Origin of the sequence: Bifidobacterium sp. ESL0763 (assembly GCF_029433395.1) — a bacterium.
Taxonomy (GTDB): domain Bacteria; phylum Actinomycetota; class Actinomycetes; order Actinomycetales; family Bifidobacteriaceae; genus Bifidobacterium.
On the sequence record NZ_JAQTHW010000002.1, the window covers coordinates 996139 to 1021908 of the forward strand.

General features: G+C 64.9%; 23 protein-coding genes and 1 riboswitch. Of the genes, 7 read left to right on the forward strand and 16 right to left on the reverse strand.

Going from position 1 to position 25770, the window contains the following annotated elements; all coding sequences use genetic code 11:
• Positions 1–44 precede the first annotated feature (44 nt).
• The gene (gene gnd, locus PT282_RS04930; protein WP_277168435.1) at positions 45–920 is read right to left on the reverse strand and encodes a phosphogluconate dehydrogenase (NAD(+)-dependent, decarboxylating); all 876 of its coding nucleotides are present in this window, start codon (positions 918–920) and stop codon (positions 45–47) included.
• A 152-nt stretch (positions 921–1072) separates the two neighbouring features.
• Between gnd and PT282_RS04935 the strand changes: the two genes are divergently transcribed.
• On the forward strand, positions 1073–1921 hold the full coding sequence (locus tag PT282_RS04935) for a FadR/GntR family transcriptional regulator (protein ID WP_277168436.1): 849 nt from the start codon (positions 1073–1075) through the stop codon (positions 1919–1921).
• A 192-nt stretch (positions 1922–2113) separates the two neighbouring features.
• Here PT282_RS04935 and PT282_RS04940 read toward each other — a convergent pair whose 3' ends face one another.
• The 9 genes from PT282_RS04940 to PT282_RS04980 form a co-directional block, all read right to left on the reverse strand.
• Positions 2114–2635 carry a gluconokinase gene (locus PT282_RS04940; RefSeq protein ID WP_277168437.1) on the reverse strand — a complete coding sequence of 174 codons (522 nt, stop codon included), beginning with the start codon at positions 2633–2635 and terminating at the stop codon, positions 2114–2116.
• A 339-nt stretch (positions 2636–2974) separates the two neighbouring features.
• Positions 2975–4297 (reverse strand): uracil-xanthine permease family protein, encoded by a 1323-nt coding sequence (locus PT282_RS04945; RefSeq protein ID WP_277168438.1) that lies wholly within the window; start codon positions 4295–4297, stop codon positions 2975–2977.
• Positions 4298–4682: 385 nt separating this feature from the next.
• Complete coding sequence (locus PT282_RS04950) at positions 4683–5495, reverse strand: histidine phosphatase family protein (RefSeq protein WP_277159622.1); 813 nt, start codon at positions 5493–5495, stop codon at positions 4683–4685.
• Between the two features lie 361 nt (positions 5496–5856).
• Positions 5857–6312 (reverse strand): Hsp20/alpha crystallin family protein, encoded by a 456-nt coding sequence (locus PT282_RS04955; protein WP_277168439.1) that lies wholly within the window; start codon positions 6310–6312, stop codon positions 5857–5859.
• 220 nt (positions 6313–6532) lie between these two features.
• Positions 6533–6958, reverse strand: coding sequence for a nuclear transport factor 2 family protein (locus PT282_RS04960; protein ID WP_277168440.1), 426 nt, complete (start codon positions 6956–6958; stop codon positions 6533–6535).
• Between the two features lie 77 nt (positions 6959–7035).
• Positions 7036–7398, reverse strand: a complete 363-nt coding sequence (locus PT282_RS04965; RefSeq protein WP_277168441.1) for a DUF488 domain-containing protein — start codon at positions 7396–7398, stop codon at positions 7036–7038.
• 234 nt (positions 7399–7632) lie between these two features.
• Entirely contained in the window at positions 7633–7842 is a 210-nt protein-coding gene (locus PT282_RS04970) for a zinc ribbon domain-containing protein (RefSeq protein ID WP_277168442.1), read from the reverse strand.
• A 173-nt stretch (positions 7843–8015) separates the two neighbouring features.
• Entirely contained in the window at positions 8016–8702 is a 687-nt protein-coding gene (locus PT282_RS04975) for an SDR family oxidoreductase (RefSeq protein ID WP_277168443.1), read from the reverse strand.
• 239 nt (positions 8703–8941) lie between these two features.
• Positions 8942–9253, reverse strand: a complete 312-nt coding sequence (locus tag PT282_RS04980; RefSeq protein WP_277168444.1) for a DUF2442 domain-containing protein — start codon at positions 9251–9253, stop codon at positions 8942–8944.
• Between the two features lie 192 nt (positions 9254–9445).
• Here PT282_RS04980 and PT282_RS04985 point away from each other — a divergent pair, with 192 nt between their 5' ends.
• Positions 9446–10192: a Fic family protein gene (locus PT282_RS04985; RefSeq protein WP_277168445.1), complete on the forward strand. Its 747-nt coding sequence runs from the start codon at positions 9446–9448 to the stop codon at positions 10190–10192.
• A gap of 172 nt (positions 10193–10364) precedes the next feature.
• Here PT282_RS04985 and ychF read toward each other — a convergent pair whose 3' ends face one another.
• Positions 10365–11453: a redox-regulated ATPase YchF gene (gene ychF / locus PT282_RS04990; protein ID WP_277168446.1), complete on the reverse strand. Its 1089-nt coding sequence runs from the start codon at positions 11451–11453 to the stop codon at positions 10365–10367.
• Between the two features lie 313 nt (positions 11454–11766).
• A riboswitch (Lysine riboswitch) is annotated at positions 11767–11944 on the forward strand.
• A 110-nt stretch (positions 11945–12054) separates the two neighbouring features.
• Here ychF and PT282_RS04995 point away from each other — a divergent pair.
• Positions 12055–13572 carry an amino acid permease gene (locus PT282_RS04995; protein WP_277168447.1) on the forward strand — a complete coding sequence of 506 codons (1518 nt, stop codon included), beginning with the start codon at positions 12055–12057 and terminating at the stop codon, positions 13570–13572.
• Positions 13573–13718: 146 nt separating this feature from the next.
• Here PT282_RS04995 and PT282_RS05000 read toward each other — a convergent pair whose 3' ends face one another.
• Positions 13719–14336 carry a Type 1 glutamine amidotransferase-like domain-containing protein gene (locus PT282_RS05000; protein ID WP_277168448.1) on the reverse strand — a complete coding sequence of 206 codons (618 nt, stop codon included), beginning with the start codon at positions 14334–14336 and terminating at the stop codon, positions 13719–13721.
• Between the two features lie 306 nt (positions 14337–14642).
• Between PT282_RS05000 and PT282_RS05005 the strand changes: the two genes are divergently transcribed.
• Together PT282_RS05005 and PT282_RS05010 are read left to right on the forward strand one after the other, a co-directional pair.
• Positions 14643–14795 carry a hypothetical protein gene (locus PT282_RS05005; protein WP_277168450.1) on the forward strand — a complete coding sequence of 51 codons (153 nt, stop codon included), beginning with the start codon at positions 14643–14645 and terminating at the stop codon, positions 14793–14795.
• A 418-nt stretch (positions 14796–15213) separates the two neighbouring features.
• Positions 15214–15369: a hypothetical protein gene (locus PT282_RS05010; RefSeq protein WP_277168451.1), complete on the forward strand. Its 156-nt coding sequence runs from the start codon at positions 15214–15216 to the stop codon at positions 15367–15369.
• 220 nt (positions 15370–15589) lie between these two features.
• Here PT282_RS05010 and proC read toward each other — a convergent pair whose 3' ends face one another.
• The gene (gene proC, locus PT282_RS05015; protein WP_277168452.1) at positions 15590–16396 is read right to left on the reverse strand and encodes a pyrroline-5-carboxylate reductase; all 807 of its coding nucleotides are present in this window, start codon (positions 16394–16396) and stop codon (positions 15590–15592) included.
• Between the two features lie 308 nt (positions 16397–16704).
• Positions 16705–18060: an alpha/beta fold hydrolase gene (locus PT282_RS05020; protein WP_277168453.1), complete on the reverse strand. Its 1356-nt coding sequence runs from the start codon at positions 18058–18060 to the stop codon at positions 16705–16707.
• Between the two features lie 197 nt (positions 18061–18257).
• Between PT282_RS05020 and PT282_RS05025 the strand changes: the two genes are divergently transcribed.
• Both PT282_RS05025 and PT282_RS05030 read left to right on the forward strand, forming a co-directional pair.
• Positions 18258–21197 carry a histidine kinase gene (locus PT282_RS05025; protein WP_277168455.1) on the forward strand — a complete coding sequence of 980 codons (2940 nt, stop codon included), beginning with the start codon at positions 18258–18260 and terminating at the stop codon, positions 21195–21197.
• An 80-nt stretch (positions 21198–21277) separates the two neighbouring features.
• Positions 21278–22015 (forward strand): response regulator transcription factor, encoded by a 738-nt coding sequence (locus tag PT282_RS05030; RefSeq protein WP_277168456.1) that lies wholly within the window; start codon positions 21278–21280, stop codon positions 22013–22015.
• 77 nt (positions 22016–22092) lie between these two features.
• Here the strand turns inward: PT282_RS05030 and PT282_RS05035 are convergent, their stop codons facing one another.
• Together PT282_RS05035 and PT282_RS05040 are read right to left on the reverse strand one after the other, a co-directional pair.
• Positions 22093–24741 (reverse strand): ABC transporter permease, encoded by a 2649-nt coding sequence (locus PT282_RS05035; RefSeq protein ID WP_277168457.1) that lies wholly within the window; start codon positions 24739–24741, stop codon positions 22093–22095.
• Between the two features lie 31 nt (positions 24742–24772).
• Positions 24773–25597, reverse strand: coding sequence for an ABC transporter ATP-binding protein (locus PT282_RS05040; RefSeq protein ID WP_277168947.1), 825 nt, complete (start codon positions 25595–25597; stop codon positions 24773–24775).
• Between the last annotated feature and the right edge of the window lie 173 nt (positions 25598–25770).

Genomic DNA, 25770 nt, shown 5'->3' on the forward strand with positions numbered 1-25770 from the left:
CGTCACTGGTTCGGCCAGTCATGGCCATCGGCTCGTCTCGGCGCTCACGCCTTGGTGATGTGGCCGCCGAACTGGTTGCGCATCGCGGTGACCACGCGCAGCACGTCGTCGGCGCCGCCGCGCGAGGCCTGGCGCGTGAACAGGCCGGCGCTGATGGCCGGGGTGGGCACGCCGAGCTCGGCCGCCGCCTCGATAGTCCAGCGGGCCTCGCCGGTCTCGTCGGCCACCGGCGGCATGCCCTTGAGGTCCGGGTCGTCCTTCATGGCGCGGACCACCAGGTCGAGCAGCCAGGAGTCGACCACGCTGCCGGCGCGCCAGGAGGCCATGACCTCGGCCGGGTTGCCGATGTATTCGCTGCGTTCCATGGTGGCGAAGCCCTCGCCGAACGCCTGCATCATGCCGTATTCGATGCCGTTATGCACCATCTTGGCGAAATGGCCGCCGCCGACCGGGCCGGCGTGCACCAGTCCGTTCTTGCCTTCCGGCTTCAGCGCCTCGAAGATCGGCAGGGCGCGCTCGTATTCCTCGTCGGTGCCGCCGGCCATCAGCGCGTAGCCGCGTTCCTCGCCCCACACGCCGCCGGAGACGCCGCAGTCCATGTATTCGATGCCGTTCTTCGCCAGCTTCTCGGCGTTGAGCTTGTCGTCGCTGTAGCGGCAGTTGCCGCCGTTGATGACCATGTCGCCGGCCTGGAGCAGGCCCATCAGCGCGTCGAGCGTCTCGTCGGTCGCCTTGCCGGCGGGGACCATGATCCACACGGTGCGCGGGGCGTCGAGCCTGGAGACCAGCGCCTCGAGGCTGTCGACGTCGCGACCGGACTCCGGGCTCAGGTCGTAGCCCACGACCTCGTGCCCGGCCTCGCGGATCCTCTTCGCCATGTTGCCGCCCATACGGCCCAGTCCGATCATGCCTAGCTGCATAGATTCCTCCAGATGAGAATAGTGATACCCAATGAGCGTACCATATCGATTACATTGATTACCCTTTTCTTTAAAGGGAGTACTTTTAAAAAATTAGTGGGGATGATAACTTCATTTAGTATTTTTTATATCTGTTTGATACTCTCAATGGTATGCATACGTCATCCTCTTCCAAGACCGCATCGAGCAAACGGCGGCCAAGGTCGCGCAACCTCCGCCGGGCCACGCCCGCCAGCGAGCGCCTGAAGGCGTTCTCCATGCCCACCGCGGTGACCCCGAGCTCCCCCATCGCCCCCTCGAGCCTGACGAACAAGAGCAGTACCGTGCTGCACAGCGCCATCGCCGAGGAGCTGGCCGTCGACATCATCGAGGGCCGGTGGAAGACCGGGGAGAGCATGACGCTCAACGACATCCAGCAGCGTTTCTCGATCTCGAGGACCGTGGCGCGCGAGACCGCGCATTCGTTGGAGTCGGCGCACGCCATCGTCATCAAGAAGCGCGTCGGGCTGATCGCCCAGGACCTGGGCGAATGGCTCTCGCTCGACACCCAGGTGATCACCTGGAAGCTGCACTCCAAGCAGCGCAAGCAGGAGCTCATCGCCTTGACGGAGCTGCGTCTGGCGGTCGAGCCCTTCGCCGCCGCCCAGGCCGCGCTGCGGGCGCCGGTGGAGACCCGCGCGCTGATGCCGGTGCTGGCCATGGAGCTGCGCAAGAACGGCGAGGCCGGCAACATGGACGAGTTCCATCGCCTCGACCTGCGTTTCCACAACGAGATCCTGCGCCACAGCGGCAACGACCTCTTCTCCTCGCTCTCCTCGCTGGTCGACATCGTGCTCACCGGCAGGGTGGAGCAGGGGCTCTACCCCAGCGAGCCCAAGCACGAGATGCTGCTGGCGCACGAGGACGTGGCCGAGGCGATCTGGGAGGGCAACCCCGAGATGGCCCGCAAGGCCATGTCCGACATCGTCACCGAGGTCAGCGGCAGCACGCGCGGGCAATGAGGAAGCCACATTCATTGGCGGGCACGATTTCTCATCGTCACCGGCGGATGTGGCCTACCTATGTTGTGGCGGCATGCCCGTGGCATCACAAGAGCGAGACGCTCACGACCAGTGGACACACGAGGATATGACTCATAGGCCGCGTGAAACCGATATCCGGATTCGCACGGCCGACAAAAAGAAGCGGAACCCTTACTCGGCCTGTTGCTTGGCCAGGTAGTCCCTGACGGCAGCAAGGGCCTGGTCCTCGACCTGCTCGGGCGTGCCCTCGATGCCGATCTCGACGCCATTCTCCCCCGGTTCGAGCGGCTGCAGATCGGCGAACTGGCTGGGCAGCAACGACGGCGGCATGTAGTGGCCCGTGCGCTTGGCCAGGCGCGTGCCGATCAGCTCCTGGGAGCCGGAAAGATGGACGAAGAGCACATCGAGGTCATGGCGCAGCACATCGCGGTAGGCCTTCTTCAGCGCCGAGCACGAGACGACGGTGCCCTTGCCCTGCCGATCCTGGTCAATCATCCATTCGTTGATGATCCTCAGCCAGGGCCAGCGGTCCTCGTCGCCGAGCGGGATGCCGTGGCTCATCTTCTCCACGTTGGCCTTGGGGTGGAAGTCGTCGCCTTCGGCCATCACGAGGCCGAGGCGGTCGGCCACCGCCTGCGCGACGGTGGTCTTGCCGCAGCCGGAAACACCCATGATGACAACGTGAACACTCATTCGCTACCCCTCGCAGCACTCGACCTTGATGACTTACACAGACTATATAGCCCACGACCGCGCCTGTCAAAAGGATGACGATACGTCAAGAAAGTACTACCTTTGTCGGTACGAGGATGACGCTCGCCCCGATAACGTAATCCCCAGCGCTCGGGCATATCCGCATCTACCGGCAGGACCCCTCTCCCGCCTTCGTTTCCGAACCAAGGCACGAAAGCGCCCGCCATACCAGAAGCGGCCGGCCACCCCACACGGTTCGCATGGGATGGCCGGCCGCCACCGGCGAAGGCAAATACCGGCATCTTTTCAGCCGGCCGCCCTCGTCGGCGGGAGCAAGGCTCAGCGCTTGTCCGCCACTTCCGGCTTCTTCAGGCCGTCGTCGTCCTTGGCGATCGCGCCGGTCGCCCGGCCGATGGCCCTCAGGCCGTGGTACATCACCAGCACCGCGACGGTGCCGATGGCGATGCCGTTGAACTTGACCCCGCTGATGGCGAAGCCGAAGTCGGCGATGCCGATGATCATGGTGACCGCGGCGGTCATGTTGTTCAAGGGCTTGCCGAAGTCGACCTGGTTGTCGACCCAGATGCGCACGCCGACCATGCCGATCATGCCGTAGAGCAGCGTGGTCACACCGCCGAGCACGCCGGAGGGAATCGTGTTGATGACCGCGCCGAACTTCGGGCACAGGCTCAGGATGAGCGCGAATGCGGCGGCGCACCAGTAAGCGGCGGTGGAGTAGACGCGGGTGGCGGCCATCACGCCGATGTTCTCGCCGTAGGTGGTGGTGCCGGAGCCGCCGCCGAAGCCGGCGATCGTGGTCCCCAGGCCATCGGCGAAGAGCGCGGTGCCGATCTGGTCGTCATAGTCGCGACCGGTCATCTGGGCTACCGACTTGACGTGGCCGACGTTCTCGGCGATCAAAACCATGACCACCGGGATGAACATGGGCAGCACCGAGAAGTCGGCCTGTGGCATGTGGAACTGGGGGAAGCCGATCCACGAGGCCTTGGCCACCGCGGCGAAGTCCACCTGCCCGCGGAAGCAGGCGTAGGCGTATCCGACCAGCACACCGAGCAGGATGTTGAGGCGGCCGATCAGGCCCTTGAAGAGCACCGCGATCAGCAGCACGGCGACCAGGGTCACCGCGGCGGTGTCGGGCGCCTTCTGGAAGTTGTTCCACACCGAGGGGGCCAGGTTGAAGCCGATGATGGCGACAATGGCGCCGTTGACCACCGGCGGCATGATGATGTCGATCCACTTGGCGCCGGCGAAGTGCACGAGAACGCCGACCAGCGCCAGCAGGATGCCGGTGCACATGATGCCGAAGCCCGCCGCGGGGATGCCGCCACCGACGCCCTTCTCGGCCTCGACGGCCGTGATAGGGGCTATAAAACCAAACGAGCTACCCAGATAACTGGGTAGCTTGTTTTTGTTGATCAACAGGAACAGCGCCGTGGACATCGCCGTGAAGAACAATGTCGTCGACGGATCGAAATGCGTCAGTATCGGCACCAGGAACGTCGCGCCGAACATCGCGATCACGTGCTGGGCTCCAATGCCCGCCGTCCGGCCCCACGTCATGCGCTCGTCGGGGTCGATCACCTCACCGGGATTCAACGTCTTGCCGTCGCCGTGCAATTTCCAGGTGAACATGTTGCTCATCCTTCGCTCTCCTTTTTGGGCATACTTCCGCCACTGATTGAAAAATAGGGGATTCACCGCGCGGCCTTGCTTTCGTCGCGCGCCTTGCGATAGTTTAATGCACGTTTGGACAATCGGCGTGTCGCGTTCATTACGTGGACATCGAACAACAACCGACTCCCAAGACTCAACCTATGACTGTTTTTTATTCCGCTTATAAGCTCAGTCCGGAACACCTCGACATTAATTATCCAGCGGCCTTATCACTCTCATCGTTGAGTAGCTGGGCGGAGATATGCGATGTTCGGGCGTAAGACATGGCCGAGCGGCCAAGGAGCGTCCCGAACATCGTATATCTCCGCCCGGCTACGTCAATCAGAACGCACGTCAGTCGAAACGCGCCGACTCAGAGGTGAGGGGTGACGGACTGGACGACGTCCACCAGGTCTCCGTTGGAGAGCAGGGGACGTTGGAACTCGCGCCACGGGTCGACCTTGACGACCCAGCGGCCGGTGTCCTTGTCGTAGACGGGGCGGGCGGTCTGCTCGAAGTGGATGCGCTCGTCGGTGCGGCCGGTGTTGGGGTCGCGGCGCGAATAGTGCAGACAGGTGCAGTTGGTGATCTTCCAGTTGTCGCTGTCGGCGCGGCGCAGGAACTCCTCGTCGGAGAGGTCCTCGAGGGTGAGCATCAGCGAGAGCATGAAGTCGCCGTGGGTCACCGCGATGACGGACTGGGCCTCGGCGCGGCGGTTGAGCGAGGTGAGCAGGTTGTGGGCGCGGTTCTCGGCCACGTCGGCGATGGATTCGCCGGCCGGCGGACGCCAGTAGAGCGGGTCGGTCTTCTTGAACATCCAGTTGCGCTCGTAGTTGGTCTTGAAGACCTCCTGGGTCACGGTGCTGATCTCTCCCCAGGAGCGTTCGCGCAGCACGCGCGTCTCCTCCCATTTGGCCTTGGGCAGCGCCATCGTCGCCGCGGTCTCGCGGGTGCGCACGTAGGGCGAGACGAGGTAGCGGTCGAAGAGCTGCTGCTGCTCGACCAGCCAGCGGCCGATGCAGTAGGCCTGCTTGCGTCCGGTCGCCGTGAGCCTCCACGAACGGTCGGGCACGGTGACGTTGTCCTGCGTGAACAGGGAATTGTCGCCGTGCTCCCCCGCCTTGACGATGACGTTCGCCTCCGACTCGCCGTGCCGGATCACATACAAATCCAATGGCATGCCCATGTGCCTTGCCTCGTTTCCGCTATTGCCTCGTTGCGCTCATATATCCATGGCCATTATCGCACGGTCTCGCCGACCTTGCCAGCGTGATAATCGAATGGCCGATACTCAGAACTCACCGGAAACCCCCATCGGAAAACACCCCATCGAGTGAACCATCGAACATCCCATCAGACAACACCACCAAAAAACGACGCTTCGGGCTGGACGACACATCGCCGAACGACCCTTACCAATCACCCCAGCGAACACGCGAACAGGCCATCCGGTTGCCTTCATCCAACCGGATGGCCTGTCTGCCAGTCAATCTGTCAATCAGTCAGTCAGCTTGTCAATCAATCAGCAAATCGACCGATCGCCCGTATCAGCCCTCGATGGCGATCTGGTGCATGGGCTCGACCTTCGGGGCCGGCTGCTTCTTGGCGATCTCGAGGTTCAGGGTGCCGTCCTTATAGCTGGCGTGCACGTCAGGGTCCTTCACCTCGTCGCCGACGTAGAAGCTGCGCGAGCAGGAGCCGGCGTAGCGTTCGCGGCGCAGCCACTTGCCCTCCTCGCCCTTCTCGTCGTGGTGCTCGTCGCGCTTGGCCGAGACGGTCAGGTAGCCGTCATGCAGCTCGAGCGAGATGTCGTCCTTGTTGAAGCCGGGCATGTCGATCGAGACGTCGTAGGCCTTGTCGGTCTCGCGCACATCGGTCTTCATCATGTTCGCCGAGGAGACGGGGTTGCCGATGCGCGGCGTCGAGTCGCGCCAGCCGGCGAAGAACGGGTCGTCGAAGAAATCGGAGAACGCATCATGCATCAGATCCGGAAACATAGCCATAATCAATACTCCTTGAAACGATGAGGCAAGCCATGACGCCCGCGGCCGCCAACACGTCCGGCCACCGGCGACACGCTCCGGAACCTTGCGGCTCCAAGTCTTTGTGTGTCACTATGACCAACCGATATTCCCGGTCCCGCTTCCAGGATTTAACCTATGGTGAACAAAACTTGAGTCTCCTCGACTCAACTTTTGGAATCGACTATATAACCAGTCTGCCCTACTCACCTTTGTAGGGATAGTCGCGATGGGATTGGGCGCGGAACTCGCGGACCCTCTTGATCTTGTTCTTCCGGTTGAACTCGATGACCGAGGCGCCGTCGAAGTCGTACGGCTCGCCGTCGCCATCCTTGGCGGCGAACGTCCAGAAGACGGTGATGGAGGGCTGGCCCTCACGGCCGCGCGCATGGGTGAAATTGGCGATCTTCCAGTTGAGCACGACCACGCGGTCCAGCTCGTCGGCGATCCACAGGTGGATCTGGTTACGGTTCTCGTAGATATGGCCGTTGCTCTGCTCGTAGACGCAATCGGGGGCGAAGCACGAGTCCAGTCCGTCGAAATCCCGCGTCACCCACATGCGGAAATAGTCGGAGATGGCACGCTCGCGCCGCCTTGCCCTCGGTATCGATAACGTCACAGTCGCCATAGCTCAATGATAACGCGGCGGAGGGCTTATGCGCAGGGGTTATCTCGATTCCCCACCATAATATTTACGCGCGCGCCCTAGGCGAGACCTAGGCGCTTCTCGAGATAGCCGCGCAGCACCACGGCCTGGTTGCGCTCCGGATCCTTGGCGCCGTAGAGCAGCGTGACCTTCCCGCGCTCCCGGCACAGCGCCGCCAACCGGTCGACCGCCTCGCCGTTGGCGTCGAGCTCCTTGCGGTAGCGCCCGGCGAACTCCTCGAACCTCGCGGGGTCGTGGCCGAACCACTTGCGCAGCTCGGTGCTGGGGCCGATTTCCTTCAACCACAGGTCGAGCCGCGCCTTCGCCTTCGAGACGCCGCGCGGCCAGAGCCGGTCGACCAGCACGCGGCAACCGTCCGCCTCATCCGCCGCCTCGTAGACCCGTTTCAATGCGATCGTCATGGCGCGCCCTCTTTCATATCGGAGTCAAGCCGAAATCCACGGCCCAGCCTAGCGCAAACGGCAACCGGGCGATAGGGGAACCGGAATCAGCGAACATCGAGGTTTTCATCGAACTTTGCGCTTCCTCGATATCGGGTGCCGGAATGCGCAATATACCTGATGCCTACTCGGTGTCCGGAGCAGGGTGACAGCTTGACGAGCCGAAAATGGCGGAGGACGAACGAACCGCTCCTCTCAGTTCATCAGGAAGTCGAGGATGTTCATGCCGGCGTCGGTCTCGGCGCGGTAGAGCTCGGTGTAGCCGCATTGCGCGCAGCTGACGGTGATGAACTTCTTGTTCTGGACGTTGAAGAGCTTGGCGAACTCGCCACCGGTCGCCTGGAACTGGTCGGAGGTGTAGCGCTGGCACCCGCATTTCTCGCACACGTACTGTTTCTGCTGCATGATGGCCTTTCGGTTCGTCGGTTTCGCCGTTTTGGGCATTGCCTATCAATCCATCTAACCACAGGGTGCCGGTCGACCGGTCGCGACGGGCCACCGAGAGTATGAAAATCGCCGTTCCCGGGCTCAAATCCACGGGAACGGCGATGGGACCGCGAAAGCGGCACGAGGTACTTTCAGATGAGGGTCTCGTCGATCGGCTTGTCGCCATCGTAGAAGGCGATGGTCTTGCGCTTGGCGACGTCGGCGCCCAGCACGCGGGCGATGACCGCCGCGACATTGCCCCTGGAGGTGGCGCGCTGCTCGGCCGTGGCCGGCTTGCCGTCGATCATCGCATGGTCGTCGCTCAGCACGATCTTGTCGCTCTCGGGCTCGAGGGTGAGCACGCCGGGGCCGAGGATGGTGTAGTCCAGAGAGCTGTCGCGCAGGTGGGCGTCGGCGTCGTGCTTGGCGCGGGCATAGGGCACGAACGACTCGGGCCAGCCCATCGACTCCGGGTCGCGGCTGGCGGTGTCATAGGAGACCATCACGAAGCGGCGCACGCCGGCCTTCTGCGCGGCGTCCATCGCGTTGACGGCGGCCTGGTAGTCGACCGCATGCGTGCGCACCGGGTCGTCGCCGCCGGCGCCTGCGGAGAAGACGACGGCCACGGCGCCCTCGAAGAGCTCGGCGAAGGCGTCGACGTTGGCATGCTCCATGTCGAAGACGACCGGATTGGCGCCCGCCGCGCGCACGTCGTCGGACTGCGCCGGGTTGCGGATGACCGCGTCCACCGCGAAGCCCTCCTCCTTCAGTTTCGGCTCGGCGAGCAACGCCACCTTGCCATGCCCGCCCAGAATCACCACACGTCGCTGATCTGCCATATCGATTCCTTTCAGAAGAATGAAATACCCTCCCATTATCACCCAGGTTCGGGCGCCCGGCTCACATTTTTTCGACGCCCCGAAAAAATGTGAGCCAAACGAACAGGAACGAACATTCGCCGCGAGCCAAAAACCGCGAATTTCCAACGATTGTCGAATGTCCTCAAAAATTTCGAGGCTCACATTTTTTTGACACTCTCAAAAAATGTGAGCCTCGCACATGGTCGTTCCCGAAACATTCAGACGGAAACCAATTCTCCATGCGACTCGTATTCATAGGAATGGTCGTATAGGTAGGTCGGGAAAATATCGATGGAACCGTTCTGCCACATGGGCACGCCGTGCACGACGGCGACATCCTCAAACGCCTTCTCGTCTTTCAGCGGCTCAAAGGCCGGGACCTCATCGAACAACTCGGTGAAATCACAAAGCCTGGTTTCACCAGTCGAGAAGGTGACCAGCATGATGTAATCGTCGGTCACCCGCGCGGACGTAACCTTCAATTCCTCACCGGGATCGTCGGCATGGACAATACCGTCGATCTCAACCATTCAGCATCTCCTTACAAGAACGGCTTAACCCGATTGAACGGATGCCTCAATACTGCGTTGTTCTAATTGTCAGTGTAAAGGAAATCCACGATCTAGGAAATATTGCGTGGCATCTTCTATAATCGAAAGCCATGGCGATCAGACTGTTCACCATAGAATTTCGATTGGTTACGTCGGCGAGGAGAACGAATCATGGCAACACAGCGCAATGCCTCCCCTCTGATGACCGTCAAGGGACTCGCCGGGCTGCTATATCGGATGGGGCGCACCTTCGACGGGCTCAATACCTCGCGCATGGCCACCGAGGAGTTCCTGCGCACCGGCAATCCCCAGGTCGTCGGATCGCGCAACGATTATGCGCTGCTGTGCGACCTGAAAGACGCCTCGTCATATGTCATTGAATATGACTACTCAGCCCACCCCATGGACCTGGCATGGTTCACAGGCATCAACGCGAAGATGACCCGGACGGCGGCGATGGAACCCGGCGTGCTGAGAACGGCCGAGAACGTCATCGTCTCCACCCGTCGAGGCACCTACACCCCGCCGGTTCCCGACGAAGCAGCGATCGAACACGAGCTGGACCTGGCCACAGGCGACGGCGGCGCCTCGCCTTCGAACAGCGGACACGGGACCGAACCATCGCAATCTTCGCCGGCACTGCACCGCGCCTCACATATGTTCGCCACCTTGGCGAAGATGCAGCCGTTCGGCGATGGCAACAAGCGCACCGCCCTGCTCGCCGCCAATGGCCTGCTGTTGCGGCTGGGTTCCCCTGACATCCTCGCCGTCCCGACTGAGCCGCCCGCCCGCGACACGTTCAACGACCAGCTGAGCGCCTGGTATCTGGATGACGACCCGACCGTCATCGGTTGGCTGGCGGAGTGGAATGGAACCGGGGAAATCCGGCTGGATGAGCGACCAGTTTTCGCCGAATGAGACAACGAGGCTCACATTTTTTCGACGCCCCGAAAAAATGTGAGCCAAACGAACAGGAACGAACATTCGCCGCGAGCCAAAAACCGCGGATTTCCAACGATTTTCGAGCGTCCTCAAAAATTTCGAGGCTCACATTTTTTTGACACTCTCAAAAAATGTGAGCCTCGCACATTCACACGTTGAACTTGAAGTCCACGATGTCGCCGTCCTGCATCACGTAGTCACGGCCCTCCTGGCGGAGCTTGCCCTCCTCCTTGATCTCGTTCATGCTGCCCTTGGCGGCGACGAAATCATCGTAGGAGACGATGTCGGCCTTGATGAAGCCACGCTCGAAATCGCTGTGGATCACGCCGGCGGCCTGCGGGGCGGTCCAGCCCTGGTGGATCTGCCAGGCGCGCACTTCCTTGACGCCGGCGGTCAGGAAGGTCTGCAGGCCGAGCACGTCGAAGCCGACGCGGGCCAGCTGGTCGAGGCCGGATTCCTTCAGGCCGGCGTCGACGAGCATCTCTCGGGCGTCGGCCTCGTCGAGCTCGGTGAGGTCGGATTCGAACTGCGCGTTGAGGAAGATCGACTGCGCGGGCGCCACGGAATCGGCGAGTTGCTTCTGGAAGTCCTTATCGCCCAGCTCGGTGTCGTCGACATTGAAGACGTAGATGAACGGCTTGGCGGTCATCAGGTGCAGGTCGTAGATGTCGGCCTTGTCGATCTTGCCGGCGGACGCGGCGTGGTCGATGGTCTCCCCGGCCTCGAGGATCTCCTGGGCCTTCTTGACCGCGTCGACGTAGCTCTGCTCGACCTTCTTGCCGCGCAGGTCCTTCTCGATCTTGGGCAGCGAGTTCTCGATGGTCTGCAGGTCGGCGAGCATCAGCTCGGTGTTGATGGTCTCCACGTCGTCGGCGGGGTCCACGCGTCCGTTGACGTGCACGATGTCGTCGTCCTTGAAGGCGCGCACGACCTCGCAGATCGCGTCGGCCTCGCGGATGTTGGCCAGGAACTTGTTGCCCAGGCCCTCGCCCTCGCTGGCGCCCTTGACGATGCCGGCGATGTCGACGAAGGTGACGGTGGCGGGCACGATCTTCTCGGTGCCCACCAGCTCGGCGAGCACGGGCAGGCGCTTGTCGGGCAGCGGCACGATGCCGGTGTTGGGCTCGATGGTGGCGAACGGATAGTTCTCCGCAAGCACGTTGTTGCGGGTGAGGGCGTTGAACATGGTGGACTTGCCGACATTGGGCAGACCGACGATTCCGATGGTTAAAGACATACCTCAAGTCTAAGGGCAAGCTGGACGAAGCGCACCCCGCGCGATTGCGGAAACGCCGTCGCGCCGCCATGGCATCGCACCTGAACCGTCGCACCCGCCCCGGCCAAGGATCCGGCGCTGTGACGAATGTCGCAGACGGCGTAAAATATGTCATAAACACACTGTATATCCAATAAAAAAATGAATAAAAAATGAGCTTGTTTTCCCCTGAATCTCATACGACACAAAGCTCTGGCGATACATTGAAAATAGATGAATATGCAGGTGTTCGTATATTTTGTCCCCAAAATCACCTATAGTATTCCTATCCAATATTCACAGAAGAGGTCGCTGGATCCACCAGTAGGCCGCGCGAGACGGGATTGCGTCGATGACCGCGGATGAACAGGGCTCCAGCCGAAATTGTTGGCGGCATTCAGCGCTGATGGTTGGGCCCGGGCCCAATAGGCACGGGACTGTCGCGGACACGTCCGTGAAGCGCTATTGATGAAATATCGTTGGTGGAATCTTCGAGAGGGATGCATCATCGGTTCGTGAACACCGGGATGTGTTCCGCAACAAGGTTCGGCCACATAGCCTTTTCCCTAGAGAGAGGAATGGTATGTCGGTACCGACCGCACATACAGACGAGGCCCCTTCCCCTGCCGGGAAGCCCCAGGGCGCCACGAAGGCGACCGAAAGCAAAGCAAGCGACAACGGCGTCCAGAGGAACCTCAAGACCCGCCATGTCTCGATGATCGCCCTCGGCGGCTGCATCGGCACGGGCCTGTTCATGACCTCCGGCTCGACCATCTCGAAGGCCGGCCCGGGCGGCGGACTCGTCGCCTACCTGGCCATGGGCATCATGGTCTACTTCCTGATGACCAGCCTCGGCGAGCTCGCCACCAACCAGCCGGTCTCCGGCTCGTTCGCCACATACAACGCCAAGTACGTCGACCCGGCGCTCGGCTTCGCAATGGGCTGGAACTACTGGCTCAACTGGGCCATCACCATCGCCGTCGACATCTCCACGGCGGCCATCCTCATGCAGTACTGGCTGCCCAAGACCCCAGGCTGGATCTGGAGCCTTTTGGTGCTCGCCTTCATCCTGATCATCAACGCGCTGACCGTCTCCGCGTTCGGCGAGACGGAATACTGGCTCTCGCTGATCAAGATCGTCACCGTGGTCGTCTTCCTCATCCTCGGCTTCTGCATGATCTTCGGCATCATGTTCAAGCCGGCGGTCGGCTTCAGCAACTTCACCTACAAGGACGCCCCGTTCGTCGGCGGCATCCCGGCGATCCTGAGCGTCTTCCTCATCGCGGGCTTCTCCTTCCAGGGCACCGAGCTCGTGGGCGTGACCGCGGGCGAGTCCAAGGACCCGGAGCACGCCGTGCCGAAGGCGATCAACAGCGTCTTCTGGCGCATCCTGATCTTCTACATCCTCTCGATCGTCGTCATCGCGGCGCTCATCCCCTACACCAGCCCGAACCTGCTCTCCTCGGCCAACGGCGACATCGCCATGTCCCCGTTCACCCTGGTCTTCAAGCGCGCCGGCCTCGCCTTCGCGGCGAGCCTGATGAACGCGGTGGTGCTCACCGCCGTGATCTCCTCGGCAAACTCCGGCATGTACGCCTCCACCAGGATGCTCTACTCGCTCTCCGAGGACCACTACGCGCCGAAGATCTTCTCCAAGACCACCAAGCACGGCATCCCGCTGGCCTCCCTGGCCGTCACGACCATCATCGCGCTGCTCGCGTTCTCGACGTCGATCTACGGCCAGAAGATCTACATGTGGCTGGTCGCCGCCTCGGGCCTCACCGGCTTCATCGCCTGGGTGGGCATCGCGCTGAGCCACTTCCGCTTCCGCAGGGCCTTCATCAAGCAGGGCCACAAGCTCTCGGAGCTCAAGTACCACGCCAAGCTCTTCCCGCTCGGACCGATCCTCGCGCTCATCCTGTGCATCGCGATCATCTGCGGGCAGAACATCAGCGCCATCATCAACTTCGACTGGAAGGAGATCGGCATCACCTACCTGAGCGTGCCGCTGGTGCTGATCCTCTACTTCGGCTACAAAATCAAGAACCACACCCACATCATCCCGCTCGACGAGATCGACGTGAGCCCCCATCGTCCGTGATGGGCCGGTTGTCGGTTTGAACGGCCCGCCCGGCGGCTTCCATGATTCCATGGTGCCGCCGGGCGGGTCTTTTTTTATTCTGTTATTCATTCATTGATTGATTTTTATATGGCTGTATTGCCGTATTCCCGTGGTTCGCGTCCGTGTCATTCCCGCGGCACGTGGACGCCGGCCGGCGCGTCGATGACGATGGCATGGTCGTCGTCGAGCAGGTGGAGGCGCAGCCGGTCGCCGAAACGGCGCGCGATCCTTTTCGCCGCCCGGCCCATCGCCGAGTCGCCCAGGTGCGGGACGATATGGAAGTCGACGAGCCGCAGACCCCTGGTGTCGCGCAGCGAGGAGGCGGCCCGGCGGTCGTCCATGGCGGCGATGTAGCCGATGTCCGGGGCGATGACCACCGCGCCCGCCGAGACGCCGATGTAGAGGCTGCCGCGTTCGACGGCCCCGATCAGCAGCTCGTCCGCGCCGGTGCGGCGCAGTTCCTGCAGCAGGTAGAAGGTGTTGCCGCCGCCGACGTAGATGGCGTCGCAATGGCGCAGCGCCCAGTCGATCTCGCGCCCTCCGGCCCGTGCGATGTCGAGCTGGTGGACGCGGAATCCGGCGCGGCGCAGCAGGAAGCGGATGACGGGACGGGCGAACCTGGACCAGTCGTTGGCGTCGGCGGTGGGAATGTAGGCCAGCTTGAGGCCCGAGACCCTGATATGGTTGCGCACGATCGCCCTCACGGCGCCGATGGGCTTGGACGCCAGCACCAACCTCGGCATACGCACCCCTCTCCGTCCGCCGCACTTCCGCAAGCCGCCATGGCCACAGGCGCCCGCAGCGTCGCGCAACATTTCGATATAACGAACTATAGGTTTTCGCCCTGACGCGAGGACACGGTTCGGCCCCACCGGGAAACCGGCCAGCCGACAACACGATACCGGTGCCTTGGCCCACTTTGGCGACGGGCCATGCCATATGTAATATATAGATTGAGAATAATCCGTCCGATTCGTCGATTCCGGCGAAGGTGACGGCAGGAGAACGAGGCCGCCACAGACGGCGACAGCGAGGGGAACGGCAACGCTATGGCGGATCTGGCGCACGGCATGAGGCGGATGCTCGCGGCGTGCGCGGCGCTGGCCTGCGCCGCCTGCCTCGCCCTGACCACGGTCCCGTCGCCGGCACAGGCCAAAACCGCTACCCCCCCCGTCACGATGATGCCGCGGCAGAAAGCCTGAGCCCGAGCGCACCGTCATTGGCCGCAGCTGCGCAGCCGACCGCCAAACCGTCACGCTCACCACGCATATCGTCCCGTTCCGCCGCGCTTCCAACCACCGATCTGACACGTCACGCCGTACCGAAACTGGGCGACGCGCAGCCGTCAGCGGCCGCACAAATCAAAGGCACAAGCGGCCCGATACAACGTAACGTCCCCGCACCTAAGGCCACCTGCACCGACACCGGCAAGACGGCACGGGAATCACGCCGGTCGCGGACTGGCCCGACCACGACAACGGCACACCGGCCGTCCCCGGCAAGGTCCCGACGCGCAATGGCAACGACTTCCTGGGATGGGCGGGCAGCCCGCATGCGACCGAGCCCCAATACACCGACGCCGGCGCCACCATCGCCACCAACACCGACGGCACGACCCTGGTGATCTATGCGGTGTGGAGGCACACCCCCGTCGCAGGGCTGCCGCTGACCGGCGGGCAGTGGGTCATCCTGGCCGGACTGCTGCTCGCGGTGATGGGATGCGCCGGCGCCGCCGTGGCCTCGCGCAGTCATGTTGGCCGTCATATAAAAAGCTAGACTGACGTGACGCCGATAAGACCGGTACGAGGGCACAGGGCGCAGCGCGGCCACGGAAACCCGTGTCTCTCCACGTCCCAAGCCCCTGAATCCCGAAACACAGCATCGAATCCTTCGCGCTCCCCCACCACCGGACAGCCATGAGCAGCCATGGGCAGCATATGGAAAAGCGTCGCGCAGCCGGAAGCCACGCGACGCCTGGAAGCGAGAACTGAAAATCTCAGCCGTTCTGGATGGCGTCGACGCCGCTGATAACGGCGCCTCGGAAGCCCTGCTTCTCCAGCTCTGTCACGCCCTTGATGGTGGTGCCGCCGGGCGAGCAGACGGCGTCCTTCATCGCGCCGGGGTTGGTGCCGGTGGCCATGTAGAGCGCACCGACGCCCTCGGTCATCTTGGCGGCCAGGCGGTAGGCGGTCTCGCGCTTGAGGCCGTACTTCACGCCGGCGTCGGCGAGCGCCTCGATGTAGATGGCGGTGAACGCGGGCGCGCAGCCGGCCACCGACGAGCCGATGTCCATCAGCGGGGAGTCGACGCGCTCGATCAGGGCGATCGGGCCGAAGAGCGCCTCGAAGGTCGCGCGCTGGGCGTCGCTCAACGTGTTGGCGTTCTCGGTGACGAAGATGCCCTGCCCGACCTCGACGGGGGTGTTGGGGATGACGCACTGCACGTGCGCGCCCTCGCCCAGAAGGCCCTGATAATAGTCGAGGTTGCGGCCGGCGGCGATGGAGACGACGAACTTGCCGTCGTCTTTCAGGTCGTCGAGCACATCGGCGAGCGCCGTCTCGATCTGGTTGGGCTTGACGGCGACGACCACCACGTCGGCGGCGGCCACGGTCTCCTTCGCGCCATGCACGGCCTTGGCACCGATGGCGGAGGTGGCGGCCTGGGCCTTGTCGAAATGACCGGAGTTGGCCACGATCCGCGAGCCGTCGACGACTCCCCCGTTGACCAGTCCCTTGGCGATGCCCTGGGCCATGTTGCCGAATCCGATGAAGCCCACCGTGATGTCGTTGATATCGCTTGCCATAAGAACTCCTTGCTGTCGCGTTGCGTGTCGCTGTCTGTCGATGTCGCCGTTATCCGTCCGTCACCGCCTGCCCGGCGCGCGGCGACCTGTTTGGCCGAGGCCGCCGGACCGTGTGAAGGACCGTCTCGTCATCAGCATAGACAACCGCGGCCCCAAGCGCGGCGCGAACGCGGTTTCCCGACAATTCGGTTCCATTCGCCGTCGCTGCGAACACGGCAGCAACCGATCGACGGAACCAACGCGAATTGGTACGAGTCAACACGAGTCGGCACAAGCCACACGAGCCAGCGCCAACCAACGCGAATCCCTCAGGCCACGCCCTCCAGGTCGCCCCGGTCAAGCGCCAGGCGGTAGAGGTGGTCGAAGACCCTGCCGCCGTGGTGGATGCCGTCGTGCTGGTATTCGTTGGTGACCCAGGCGTGCGAGTTGCCCACGCGCGAGAGCGTGTCGAGCTGCATGCCGGAGTCGACGTACATGTCGTCGTAGTAGACCGCGGCCTGCAGCGGCACCTCGTTGCGCTTGAGCCGGAGGGGATCGTAGACCTTGCCGAAATGGGTGTCGGCCATGAGCACGTCCATCGCCGCCCTGAACGGACGCAGGGCGCGCTCCTGCTCGAACATCCACGGGAACATCGCCTCGCCGGTGAACAGCAGCGGCCGGTGGTCGACGGCGAATTCGGGGTGCTCGTCGCGCACCTGCTGGGCGGCCCAGCCGATGGGCTCGTCGAGCTCGCCGTCGGCGTAGATGAACTCCTGCAGCGGCCAATAGAGCGGGGTGGAGGCGGTGGCCTGCATCACCGAGGCGAGGAACTGGTCGCCCAGCGGGGCATGGACGTTGGCGATGCCGTTGCCCGAGGCGAAGGCCGTGTCCATCAGCCAGTGCAGGCGCTCGGGGCTGGGCTGCATGCCGAAGTCGGAACCCAGGGTCTGCAGGCGCTCGACGGTGAGCGGGTCGCCGTTGGGCAGAGTGATGGCGTCCCTGCCCCGGCGGGAGGCGAGGCGGTCGGCCACGGTGGCCACGCGCTCGATGTCCTGCGGGTAGCGCTGGTAATAGAGGCGCGTCTTGCGTTCCATGCGCGGGAACGTGTGCTCGTAGACCTCGCGCGCGTTGGCCGGGACATGCGGGATGCCGCCGGTGGTGAAGCTGGCGGTGACCGCCTCGGGATAAAGGGAGAGATAAGCCAGGGTCAGGAAGCCGCCGTAGCTCTGCCCCAGTGTCACCCATTTGCGGCCGTCGAACGCCGTGCGGCGCAGGTGCTCGAAGTCGCGCACGATGGAGCCGGCGAGGAAGAACTTGAGGTATTCGGCCTGCTCGCGCGCCCCCTCGATGCGCCCCATCGCGTTCGAGTCGACGCAGGAGGAACGGCCGGTGCCACGCTGGTCGGGCAGCACGACGCGGAAATGCTTGATGGCCTCGGCCAGCCAGCCGTCGCTCGTCGGGTTCAGCGGACGCGGCCCCGCTCCCCCCGGGCCTCCCTGCAGGAAGACCAGCAGCGGTAGGTCGTCGCCGGCGTGCTCGGGGGCGCAGACCACGCGGTAGAACAGGCTCAGCGTCTCGCCGGTGAACCCCTTGCCCACGGTGTTGATCCGCCAGTCGAGCGGCACCTTGATGGAATGGTCCTCGACGGCAAGGCCGGGCACATAGTATTTCGCAAGCAACGTCATTGCTTTCCCCTTCGGATATTCTCTCGTCTTCTCTCACGCAACGTTGTTCGAGTAACGTTTCACGTCCACCCTAGCAGCGTCGCGCACGACCCGCCGAAGCGGTGTCGCGCGCCGGAACCGGACGGATTCATCCCTGGGAACGATGACGCCTCGCCAGGCGACGCGCTAGCCTTGGAGGTATGGGCAGACTCGCGAGCATGACGGCATGGTCACGGCGCCATCCACTGGCCGCCGACACGCTGCTCGCCGCCCTCGTGCTCTATTTCGCGTTCCTGGCCAGGGGCTACGAGCCCGGCCTGCTGGTGGGCTACGGCCAGTATCGGCAGTTCGCGTGGTCGTGCGCGCTGGTGGTGCCGGTGGCGTTCCGTCGCGTGGCGCCACAGGCCTCCACACTGGCCTTCGCGGGGCTGGTGGCGGCGCAGCTGCTGGCGGGGCCGGCGATCGCGCTGCCCGACCTGATGGCCATGGTGATGCTCTATTCGGTCATCGTCTACGGCGATCCGAGGCACGGCCGGGCGTTCATGGCGCTGGCGTTGCTCATGGCCCTGGCCGCCGGGCCCGTCATCGCGTGGGCGCTGGAGATCGGACCGGTGTTGGGGCCGCGCGACGGCGGCGGCATGGACCGGGCGAGCCAGACCTACCAGGCCTGCAACGTCTTCTACGATTCCGGGATGAGCGCCCGGTGCGGCTGGACGCTCGCCGAGGCGTCGCTGGTCGTCGACGTCCCCATCCTCATCGCTCTGCTCGCCGCATGCTTCGTCGCCTATTGGACCCGCGCCCGGCTCGCCACGGCCCGGCTGCTGCGCGAGCGCAACGAGTCCATCGCCGCCCGCGAGGCCGAGGAACGCCGCATCGCCCGCACGGCCGAACGCGCGCGCATCGCCCGCGACATGCACGACGTGGTGGCGCACACGCTGTCCACCGTCATCGTCCAGGCGGACGGCGGACGCTACGCCGGCGCGCACGACCCGCATCTCGCCCGCAAGACCATGCTGACCATCCGCCATGAGTCGCGCCGCGCGCTCGAGGACATGAACGCGCTGCTCGACGTCTTCGCCTCCTCCGGCGCGCATGAACGCCCCGGCTACGGCGAGATCGAGGGGCTCGTGCGCCAGGCCGACGCCACGGCGCGGCAGGAAGGCGGGCGGGTGACGCGCATGGTCACCAGTGACGCTCGGCCCGACTCGCTCGACGCGCAGTGCGGCTTCGCCGTCTACCGCGCCGTCCAGGAGGCGCTGACCAACGCTCGCAAGCACGCGGGGGCCGGCGCGCATGTGCGCGTGGAGGAACGGTGGGACGCGGGCAGGTTGCATGTCCTGGTCAGCGATGACGGGCGCGGAGTATCGGGCATTGGCAAAGATGCCGGAAGCGATAATGAAATCCACGAAGCTTGCGAAGTCGATGAAACGACTGAAGCCAGTGCCCACAATGGCGATACAGACGACCACGACAATGATGCAGCCAGCCCCGATAGCAAAGCAGGCAGCCACAATGACAACGCCGGCGGGCACCGTGGTGGCTACGGTCTGATCGGCATGCGAGAGCGTATCGAGGCCGCCGGAGGGCATCTGGCCTACGGTCCGAAAGACTCCGGGCAAGGCTTCGAAGTCGCTTTCGACGTGCCGCTCGACGCGGATACGGCATCGGCCGAACACCACGATTCACGGCCCACGACCACGTCATCCACAGCGCAGCCCGACCCTCAGACCACCATCGCGTCATCGGCAGCGCGGGATGACCCGCAAGCTACCAACGCATTTCTGGAATCATCGGCGGCGCGAACGGCGTCAACGTCAACGGCGCGGTCGCACGCCGAATCCGACGGGCTTCCCTCGGACTCCCCCGTCGTCAGAATCAAGGCATTGCTGTTCTCGCAACTTGCCAGGCTGGAGCATGCCTGGCGTTCCATGTGCCGCCAGCGGCAACATGGCGATGAACCAATAGCGAGGGAACGGCGCGCAGGCAATTCCGGCACCGATACCAGCACGAATGCCGAAACAGGCATCGCAAGCGATACCGTTGCCCACACCGATTCCGGAACCGATCCCAAGTCCGCCATCGCATCCGGCACCAATGCCGGGCCCTATGCCGGTTCCCCAACCGCCGTGCCCTCCCCGGCAACCGACACCGTGGCCAACACCGGCGAGGAGGCGAACTGGGTGGAGCGCGCCTCGCACTGGTTCGACCGCCATTACCTGCTGGTCGACGTCGTCACCACCCTCGCGCTGCTGCTCATCGGCAGCCCGCTGGAGAGCTTCGCCGGCCATTACCGCGCCGACAGCCTGCTGATCGCCCCCGAGCACGTCCTGCTGTCCCTTTCGCCGCGATACCTCGGCTTCGCCGCCGTGAGCCTGCTGCTCATCCTGCCTCTGGCCCTCAGGCGCCGCATGCCACGGGCCAGCGCCCTGTGCGTGGCCTTCGGCGCGGCGGCCGGCTGCCTGTTCCTGCGGCCGGTGCCGGTCTCGGTGATATTCGCCCTGCTCTCCCTCTACTCGGTGTGCCTCTACGGCAAGGGCCGCGCGCCGGCGTGGGCGAGCCTGCTGGCGCTGGTCGACTCGGCGCTCTTCACCGGCAAGATCGTGCTGCTCTTCGCCGGATACGAGACGCCGGTGCTCTGGCTCAGGGGCGTCCGCTCCTTCCCCGCAACGTGGTGGCAGGGGCGCGAGCAATACTGGGTGCTGGCGGCAAGCGTCGGCGGGGTGAGCCTGGCGCTGTGCGCGCTGGTGATCGCGGCGGCGCTGTGGACCCGGGCCAACGGCCGCAACGCGCTAGTGCTGCGTACCCGCCAGGAGGCGTTGCGCGCCGAGGCCGACAGGCAGGGCGTGATGGCGGCGAACCGGGAACGCGAGCGCATCGGATCGGCGATGCAGGGCGAGGTGAGCGCGACCCTGAGCACGGTGATCGAGCAGACCGAACGCGGGCTGGAGCTGCTCGACGCGGCGGACGACGACGGCGTTCAGGCGGCCCCTGAGGACATCGCCAAGGCGTTCGAGGCCATCGGCGAGCAGGGCCGGGAGGCGTTGCGGCGCATGCGCTCGCTGCTGCGGGTGCTGCGCGAGACCGGCGACAGCGACGAGGGGCACGGGGCCCAGAAGCCGCTGCTGCACCCGGTCGGGCCGATGAACGCGCGGCGCTGAATGACGAATAGAAACCAACCCCTCTTCCCTCAGCTCCCCACCCCTTCCCGATTGCCGCCGCGTGTTGTTAAGGTGGAACCATGAGTGAAACACAGCCGATCACAGTCCTTATCGCCGACGATCAGGAGCTGGTGAGGGCCGGGTTCGCCATGGTCATCGACTCGCAGAGCGACATGGAGGTCATCGGTCAGGCGGGCAACGGCGAGGAGGCCGTGTCGCTGAGCCTGGAGCTGCACCCCGACGTGGTGCTGATGGACGTGCGCATGCCCGGCATGGACGGCATCGAGGCGACCAAGCGCATCACCGACGCCGAGGCCTACCTGGCGAAGAACGGCGGGAGCGCGGCGCACGGCGAGACCCGCGTGATCATCCTGACGACCTTCGACCTGGACGAGTACGTGATGAGCGCGATCAACGTCGGCGCCTCCGGGTTCCTGCTCAAGGACACCGAGCCCGAGACCCTGCTCTCCTCGATCCGCACCGTGCACCAGGGCAACGCGATCATCGCCCCCACCGCCACCAAGCGGCTCATCGAGAAGATGACCGAGGACGGATTCGGGCGCGCGGACACGGACGGCACACAGGAGCCACATGAGCCAAACCCGGACTACCACGACCCGGAGCTCGACGAGCTGACCGAGCGCGAGCGCGAGGTGCTCATCGAGGTGGCGCATGGCCTGTCGAACCAGGAGATCGCCGACAAGCTGTTCATCAGCCTGCCCACCGTCAAGACGCATGTGGCCCACATCCTCGCCAAGATCCACGCCCGCGACCGGGTGCAGGCCGTCGTCTTCGCCTACGACAACAAGGTGGTGTGATTTCCGATTCCACATATGCGAAAAGGGGAATGGCCGAACATGGCCATTCCCCTTGCGCTATCCGCCGAACCGGAAACCTACGCCTCGGCGAGCGCGGCGACCGGCGGAGTCCTCACCGCGCGCCTGGCAGGCAGCACGCTCGCCAGCAGGGCCGCCACCGCGGCGACGAGCAGCACCGCGCCGTTGAAGCGCCAGTCGAAGAGGTAAACCGGGTCGCCGATGAGGCTGCAGTACATGTAGGAGCCGAGCCAGCCGAAGCCGGTGCCCAGCACGACGCCCGCCACGCCGCTGACCAGCGAGATCAGCAGCGACTCGCAGGCCAGCGAGCGCTTGAGCTGCCGGCGCGTCATGCCGATGGCCCGCAGGGTGGCCGATTCGCGGGTGCGTTCGATCACCGACAGGCTCAGGGTGTTGGCCACGCCGATCAGGGCGATGAGCACCGCCACGGCGAGCAGGCCGACCAGCAGCTGCATCATGCGGTCGACGAGGGTGTTCCACTGCACGCGCTGGGCGACCGGCCCGGAGATGTCGACGCCCTGCCCGTCGCCGAGCGCCGCCTGCACCTGCTCGAAGGTCTCGCCCAGCGAGGACGAGGAGGTGGAGAGGCTGGCCAGCAGGATATGCCCGTCGGTCTTGACCTGCGCGGCGTCGAGGCGTGACTGGTCGACGAAGACGACCATGGAGTAGGCTCCGGTGAGCTGCCGGTAGTCGACCTGGGTGGTCTTGAGCGGCAGGGTGACGCGGCGGCCCGACCCGTCCTGGCTGGCCGCGCTGAAGGTGGCCTGCCCGCCGAGAGCGGTGATCTTCTTGCCGTTGGCGTCCAGTTTCGGTGCCAGGGCGTGCTCGCCGTCGATGGCGACGCCGGAGATGTCGGCGCGCATCACCTTCTGCAGGGCCTGGCGCGAGGGCACGCCCACCAGCAGCGCGCTCGCCTTCCTGCCGTTCGCGTTGCCGTTCGCATTGCCGCCCGCGTTGCCGTCGGTGTCGAGCCGCGCGCTGGCGGTGGGCAGGTAGAGCGAGTGACTCACGCCGTCCACCTTGGCGACCTTGCGGGCCCGATCGGCGGTGAGGCCGTCGCCGCGGGCCACCACGTCCACGCTGTAGTGCGCGTCGAGCGTGGCGTTCATGGTCTGTTTGGCGCTGGCGGCTCCCGTGGCGATGGTGGAGACGAGGGTCACGCCGATCAGCAGCGCGACGCCGGTGGCGGCCACGCGGCGAGGGTTCTTCTGGATGTTCGCGTCGGCGATCTTGGCGGAGGGGCCGATATGGGCGACCAGCGCGCCGACGCCACGCATGAGCACCGGCATCCAGAAGACGGCCGTGAGCGCGAGGGCGACGAAGACCAGGGCGCATCCGCCGACCGCGGCGAGCAGGGCGACGGCATAGAGCGTGCTGCTGCCGTCGTGGACGGGATGGGCGAGCACCACGGGCATCCGGGTGGCGCCGAAGACGCAGAGCGCCAGGCCGGCCACGAGCATCAGCACGCCGATCGCCGCACGCGCCACGCCGGCCTTGCGGTTGTCGCTCGCCTCGATGGGGCGCAACGCCTCCAGAGGCGTCACGCGGGTCGCCGAACGTGCCGAAGACAGGGAGGCGAGCACGGTCATCACGACGCCGAACGCCAACGGCACCACGACCGTGGGCCAGGTGAGCGTGACGCCCATCGGCTGGCCGTTGAGCGTGCCGGTCTTGGTGGCGCCCATCAGCGCCATCAGCCCCACGGCGGCGAGGATGCCCAGCGCCGAGGAGACCAGGCCCAGCACGCCGGCCTCGAAGAGCACGGAGCGGTAGAGCTGGCCTTTTTTCGCGCCGATGGTGCGCAGCAGGGCCAGGGTGCGGCGGCGCTGGGCGACCATGACCTGGAAGGTGTTGGCGATGACGAGGGCGGCCACGAGCATCGCCAGGATGCCGAAGGCCATGAGGAAGGCCTTGACCGGGGTGGTGCCGCCGGCGCTCATGTCCTTCATGGATTCGTCGGCGATGTGCTGCCGGGTGTCGACGCTGAAGCGGTGGCCGAGGATGCGCTTGATCTGCGGGAGCGCCTGCCCCGCCTTCGCCTGGTCCACGTCGACGAGCAGGGTGATGGCCGTCACCTGGCCGGCGGAGCGCAGGCCCATGACCTTGGCGAGCACCGGCTCGGAGACCAGGGTCAGCCCGTCGTAGACCGCGTAGGCGCCGGTGTCGTCGTGGGTCAGGCCCACCAGCTTGGCCGTGGTGGCCAGCGACTTGCCGGAGTCGGAGGAGGAGACGGTGATGCGCTGGCCGAGCCTGGCGTGGATCTTGGTGGCGAGGGCCTCGGGGATCGCGGTCTCGTCGGCGCCGTCGTCGGGCAGGCGGCCGGCGGTGACGCGCACGCTTTGCAGCTTCTCGTCACCGGTGCCGAGCCCGAAGAGCGTGGCCGTCGATTGCGTGCCCTTGCCGACCTTGCCTTCCTCGTTGATCACCACGTGGGTGCCGTCGACGCCGTCGACGCCGCGCACCTGGTTGAGGTGCATGTCGTCGATGGTGGTGGGTTCGGCGTTGCCGTCGCTATAGGCGCCTGTCATCTGGGCGACGTAGTCCGCGCCGGCGTATTGGGCCGTCAGCTGCGTGCGCAGGGCGCCGTCCATGGCGTTTCCGAACAGGAAGGTGGCGGCGATGAACGCGGTGCCGATGAGGATCGCGATGCCGGCGGGGATGAGCGTCCTGGCGCTCTTTTTCATGAGTTTCAGTGTTGTCGAGAACATGGTGCTTCCTTCGCTTCGTTTCCCTTGCCGCTCAGCGCGTGGACTTCGCATGCTGGGGCTTGGCGGTGCCGGCTGTTGCGGTGCCGGTCGCCGTGGCATCGGCGCCGATGAGCTGGTCCATGCTCGGCATGCGCCGCGCCTGCCGCGCCGCCCGTTCGCTCAGTTCCATCAGCAGCCCGCTCATCTGCTCGGCCTTGGGCTCGCGCACGTCGGAGACGATGCGGCCGTCGGCGAAGACAATGGCGCGGTCGGCGTAGGAAGCGGCCACCGCGTCGTGGGTGACCATCACGACCGTCTGCCCCAGCTCGCGCACCGAGTCGCGCAGGAAGCCGAGCACCTCGGCGCTGGCCACGGAGTCGAGGTTGCCGGTGGGCTCGTCGGCGAAGACGACCTGCGGCCTGGCGATCAGGGCGCGGGCGATGGCGACGCGCTGCTGCTGGCCGCCGGAGAGCTCGTTGGGCCGGTGCCCCAGCCTGTCGCCGAGCCCCAGGGTGCCGACGAGCTGGTCGAACCACCGCCGGTCGACCTTGCCGCCGGCCAGCGTCAGGGGCATGAGGATGTTCTGCTTGGCGGTGAACATCGGCAGCAGGTTGAAGCTCTGGAAGATGAAGCCGATCTTGTGGCGGCGCAGCATGGTCAGCTGGTTGTCGTTCATCGTGGTGACGTCCTCGCCGTCGAGCATGATGTGGCCGCCGCTGGCCGAGTCCAGGCCGGCGAGGGTGTGCATGAGCGTGGACTTGCCCGAGCCGGAGGGGCCCATGATGGCGGTGAAGCGGCCGCGTTCGAAGCCGACGTTGACGCCGCGCAGGGCGTGCACCGCGTTTTCGCCGGAGCCGTAGTCCTTCACGAGGTCCATGGCCTCGACGGCGAAGGGCGGCCGGTGCGTCCGCGGGTCCGCGCCGTTCGCGCCGGCGACGTTTCCGGGGTTGACGATGGCGTTGAAATCGTTGGTATCGTGGGGATGTTGATGGTGCCGGAAGTTCATCTTGGCTCCTTCGTTGAGGTCGGTTCGGGTTGAATCGATTCTCA

Coding starts and splice junctions, on each gene's coding strand:
- PT282_RS04955 (WP_277168439.1), bottom strand. CDS start 6,312: ATGGCTATGTTTCCGGATCTGATGCATGATGCGTTCTCCGATTTCTTC.
- PT282_RS04940 (WP_277168437.1), bottom strand. CDS start 2,635: ATGAGTGTTCACGTTGTCATCATGGGTGTTTCCGGCTGCGGCAAGACC.
- PT282_RS05020 (WP_277168453.1), bottom strand. CDS start 18,060: ATGACGTTGCTTGCGAAATACTATGTGCCCGGCCTTGCCGTCGAGGAC.
- PT282_RS04960 (WP_277168440.1), bottom strand. CDS start 6,958: ATGGCGACTGTGACGTTATCGATACCGAGGGCAAGGCGGCGCGAGCGT.
- PT282_RS05000 (WP_277168448.1), bottom strand. CDS start 14,336: ATGCCGAGGTTGGTGCTGGCGTCCAAGCCCATCGGCGCCGTGAGGGCG.
- PT282_RS05035 (WP_277168457.1), bottom strand. CDS start 24,741: ATGTTCTCGACAACACTGAAACTCATGAAAAAGAGCGCCAGGACGCTC.
- PT282_RS05030 (WP_277168456.1), top strand. CDS start 21,278: ATGAGTGAAACACAGCCGATCACAGTCCTTATCGCCGACGATCAGGAG.
- PT282_RS04970 (WP_277168442.1), bottom strand. CDS start 7,842: ATGCAGCAGAAACAGTACGTGTGCGAGAAATGCGGGTGCCAGCGCTAC.
- PT282_RS04950 (WP_277159622.1), bottom strand. CDS start 5,495: ATGGGCATGCCATTGGATTTGTATGTGATCCGGCACGGCGAGTCGGAG.
- gnd (WP_277168435.1), bottom strand. CDS start 920: ATGCAGCTAGGCATGATCGGACTGGGCCGTATGGGCGGCAACATGGCG.
- PT282_RS04945 (WP_277168438.1), bottom strand. CDS start 4,297: ATGAGCAACATGTTCACCTGGAAATTGCACGGCGACGGCAAGACGTTG.
- PT282_RS04975 (WP_277168443.1), bottom strand. CDS start 8,702: ATGGCAGATCAGCGACGTGTGGTGATTCTGGGCGGGCATGGCAAGGTG.
- ychF (WP_277168446.1), bottom strand. CDS start 11,453: ATGTCTTTAACCATCGGAATCGTCGGTCTGCCCAATGTCGGCAAGTCC.
- PT282_RS04935 (WP_277168436.1), top strand. CDS start 1,073: ATGCATACGTCATCCTCTTCCAAGACCGCATCGAGCAAACGGCGGCCA.
- PT282_RS05025 (WP_277168455.1), top strand. CDS start 18,258: ATGACGGCATGGTCACGGCGCCATCCACTGGCCGCCGACACGCTGCTC.
- PT282_RS04965 (WP_277168441.1), bottom strand. CDS start 7,398: ATGACGATCGCATTGAAACGGGTCTACGAGGCGGCGGATGAGGCGGAC.
- PT282_RS05005 (WP_277168450.1), top strand. CDS start 14,643: ATGGCGGATCTGGCGCACGGCATGAGGCGGATGCTCGCGGCGTGCGCG.
- PT282_RS05040 (WP_277168947.1), bottom strand. CDS start 25,597: ATGGACCTCGTGAAGGACTACGGCTCCGGCGAAAACGCGGTGCACGCC.
- PT282_RS04980 (WP_277168444.1), bottom strand. CDS start 9,253: ATGGTTGAGATCGACGGTATTGTCCATGCCGACGATCCCGGTGAGGAA.
- PT282_RS04995 (WP_277168447.1), top strand. CDS start 12,055: ATGTCGGTACCGACCGCACATACAGACGAGGCCCCTTCCCCTGCCGGG.
- PT282_RS04985 (WP_277168445.1), top strand. CDS start 9,446: ATGGCAACACAGCGCAATGCCTCCCCTCTGATGACCGTCAAGGGACTC.
- proC (WP_277168452.1), bottom strand. CDS start 16,396: ATGGCAAGCGATATCAACGACATCACGGTGGGCTTCATCGGATTCGGC.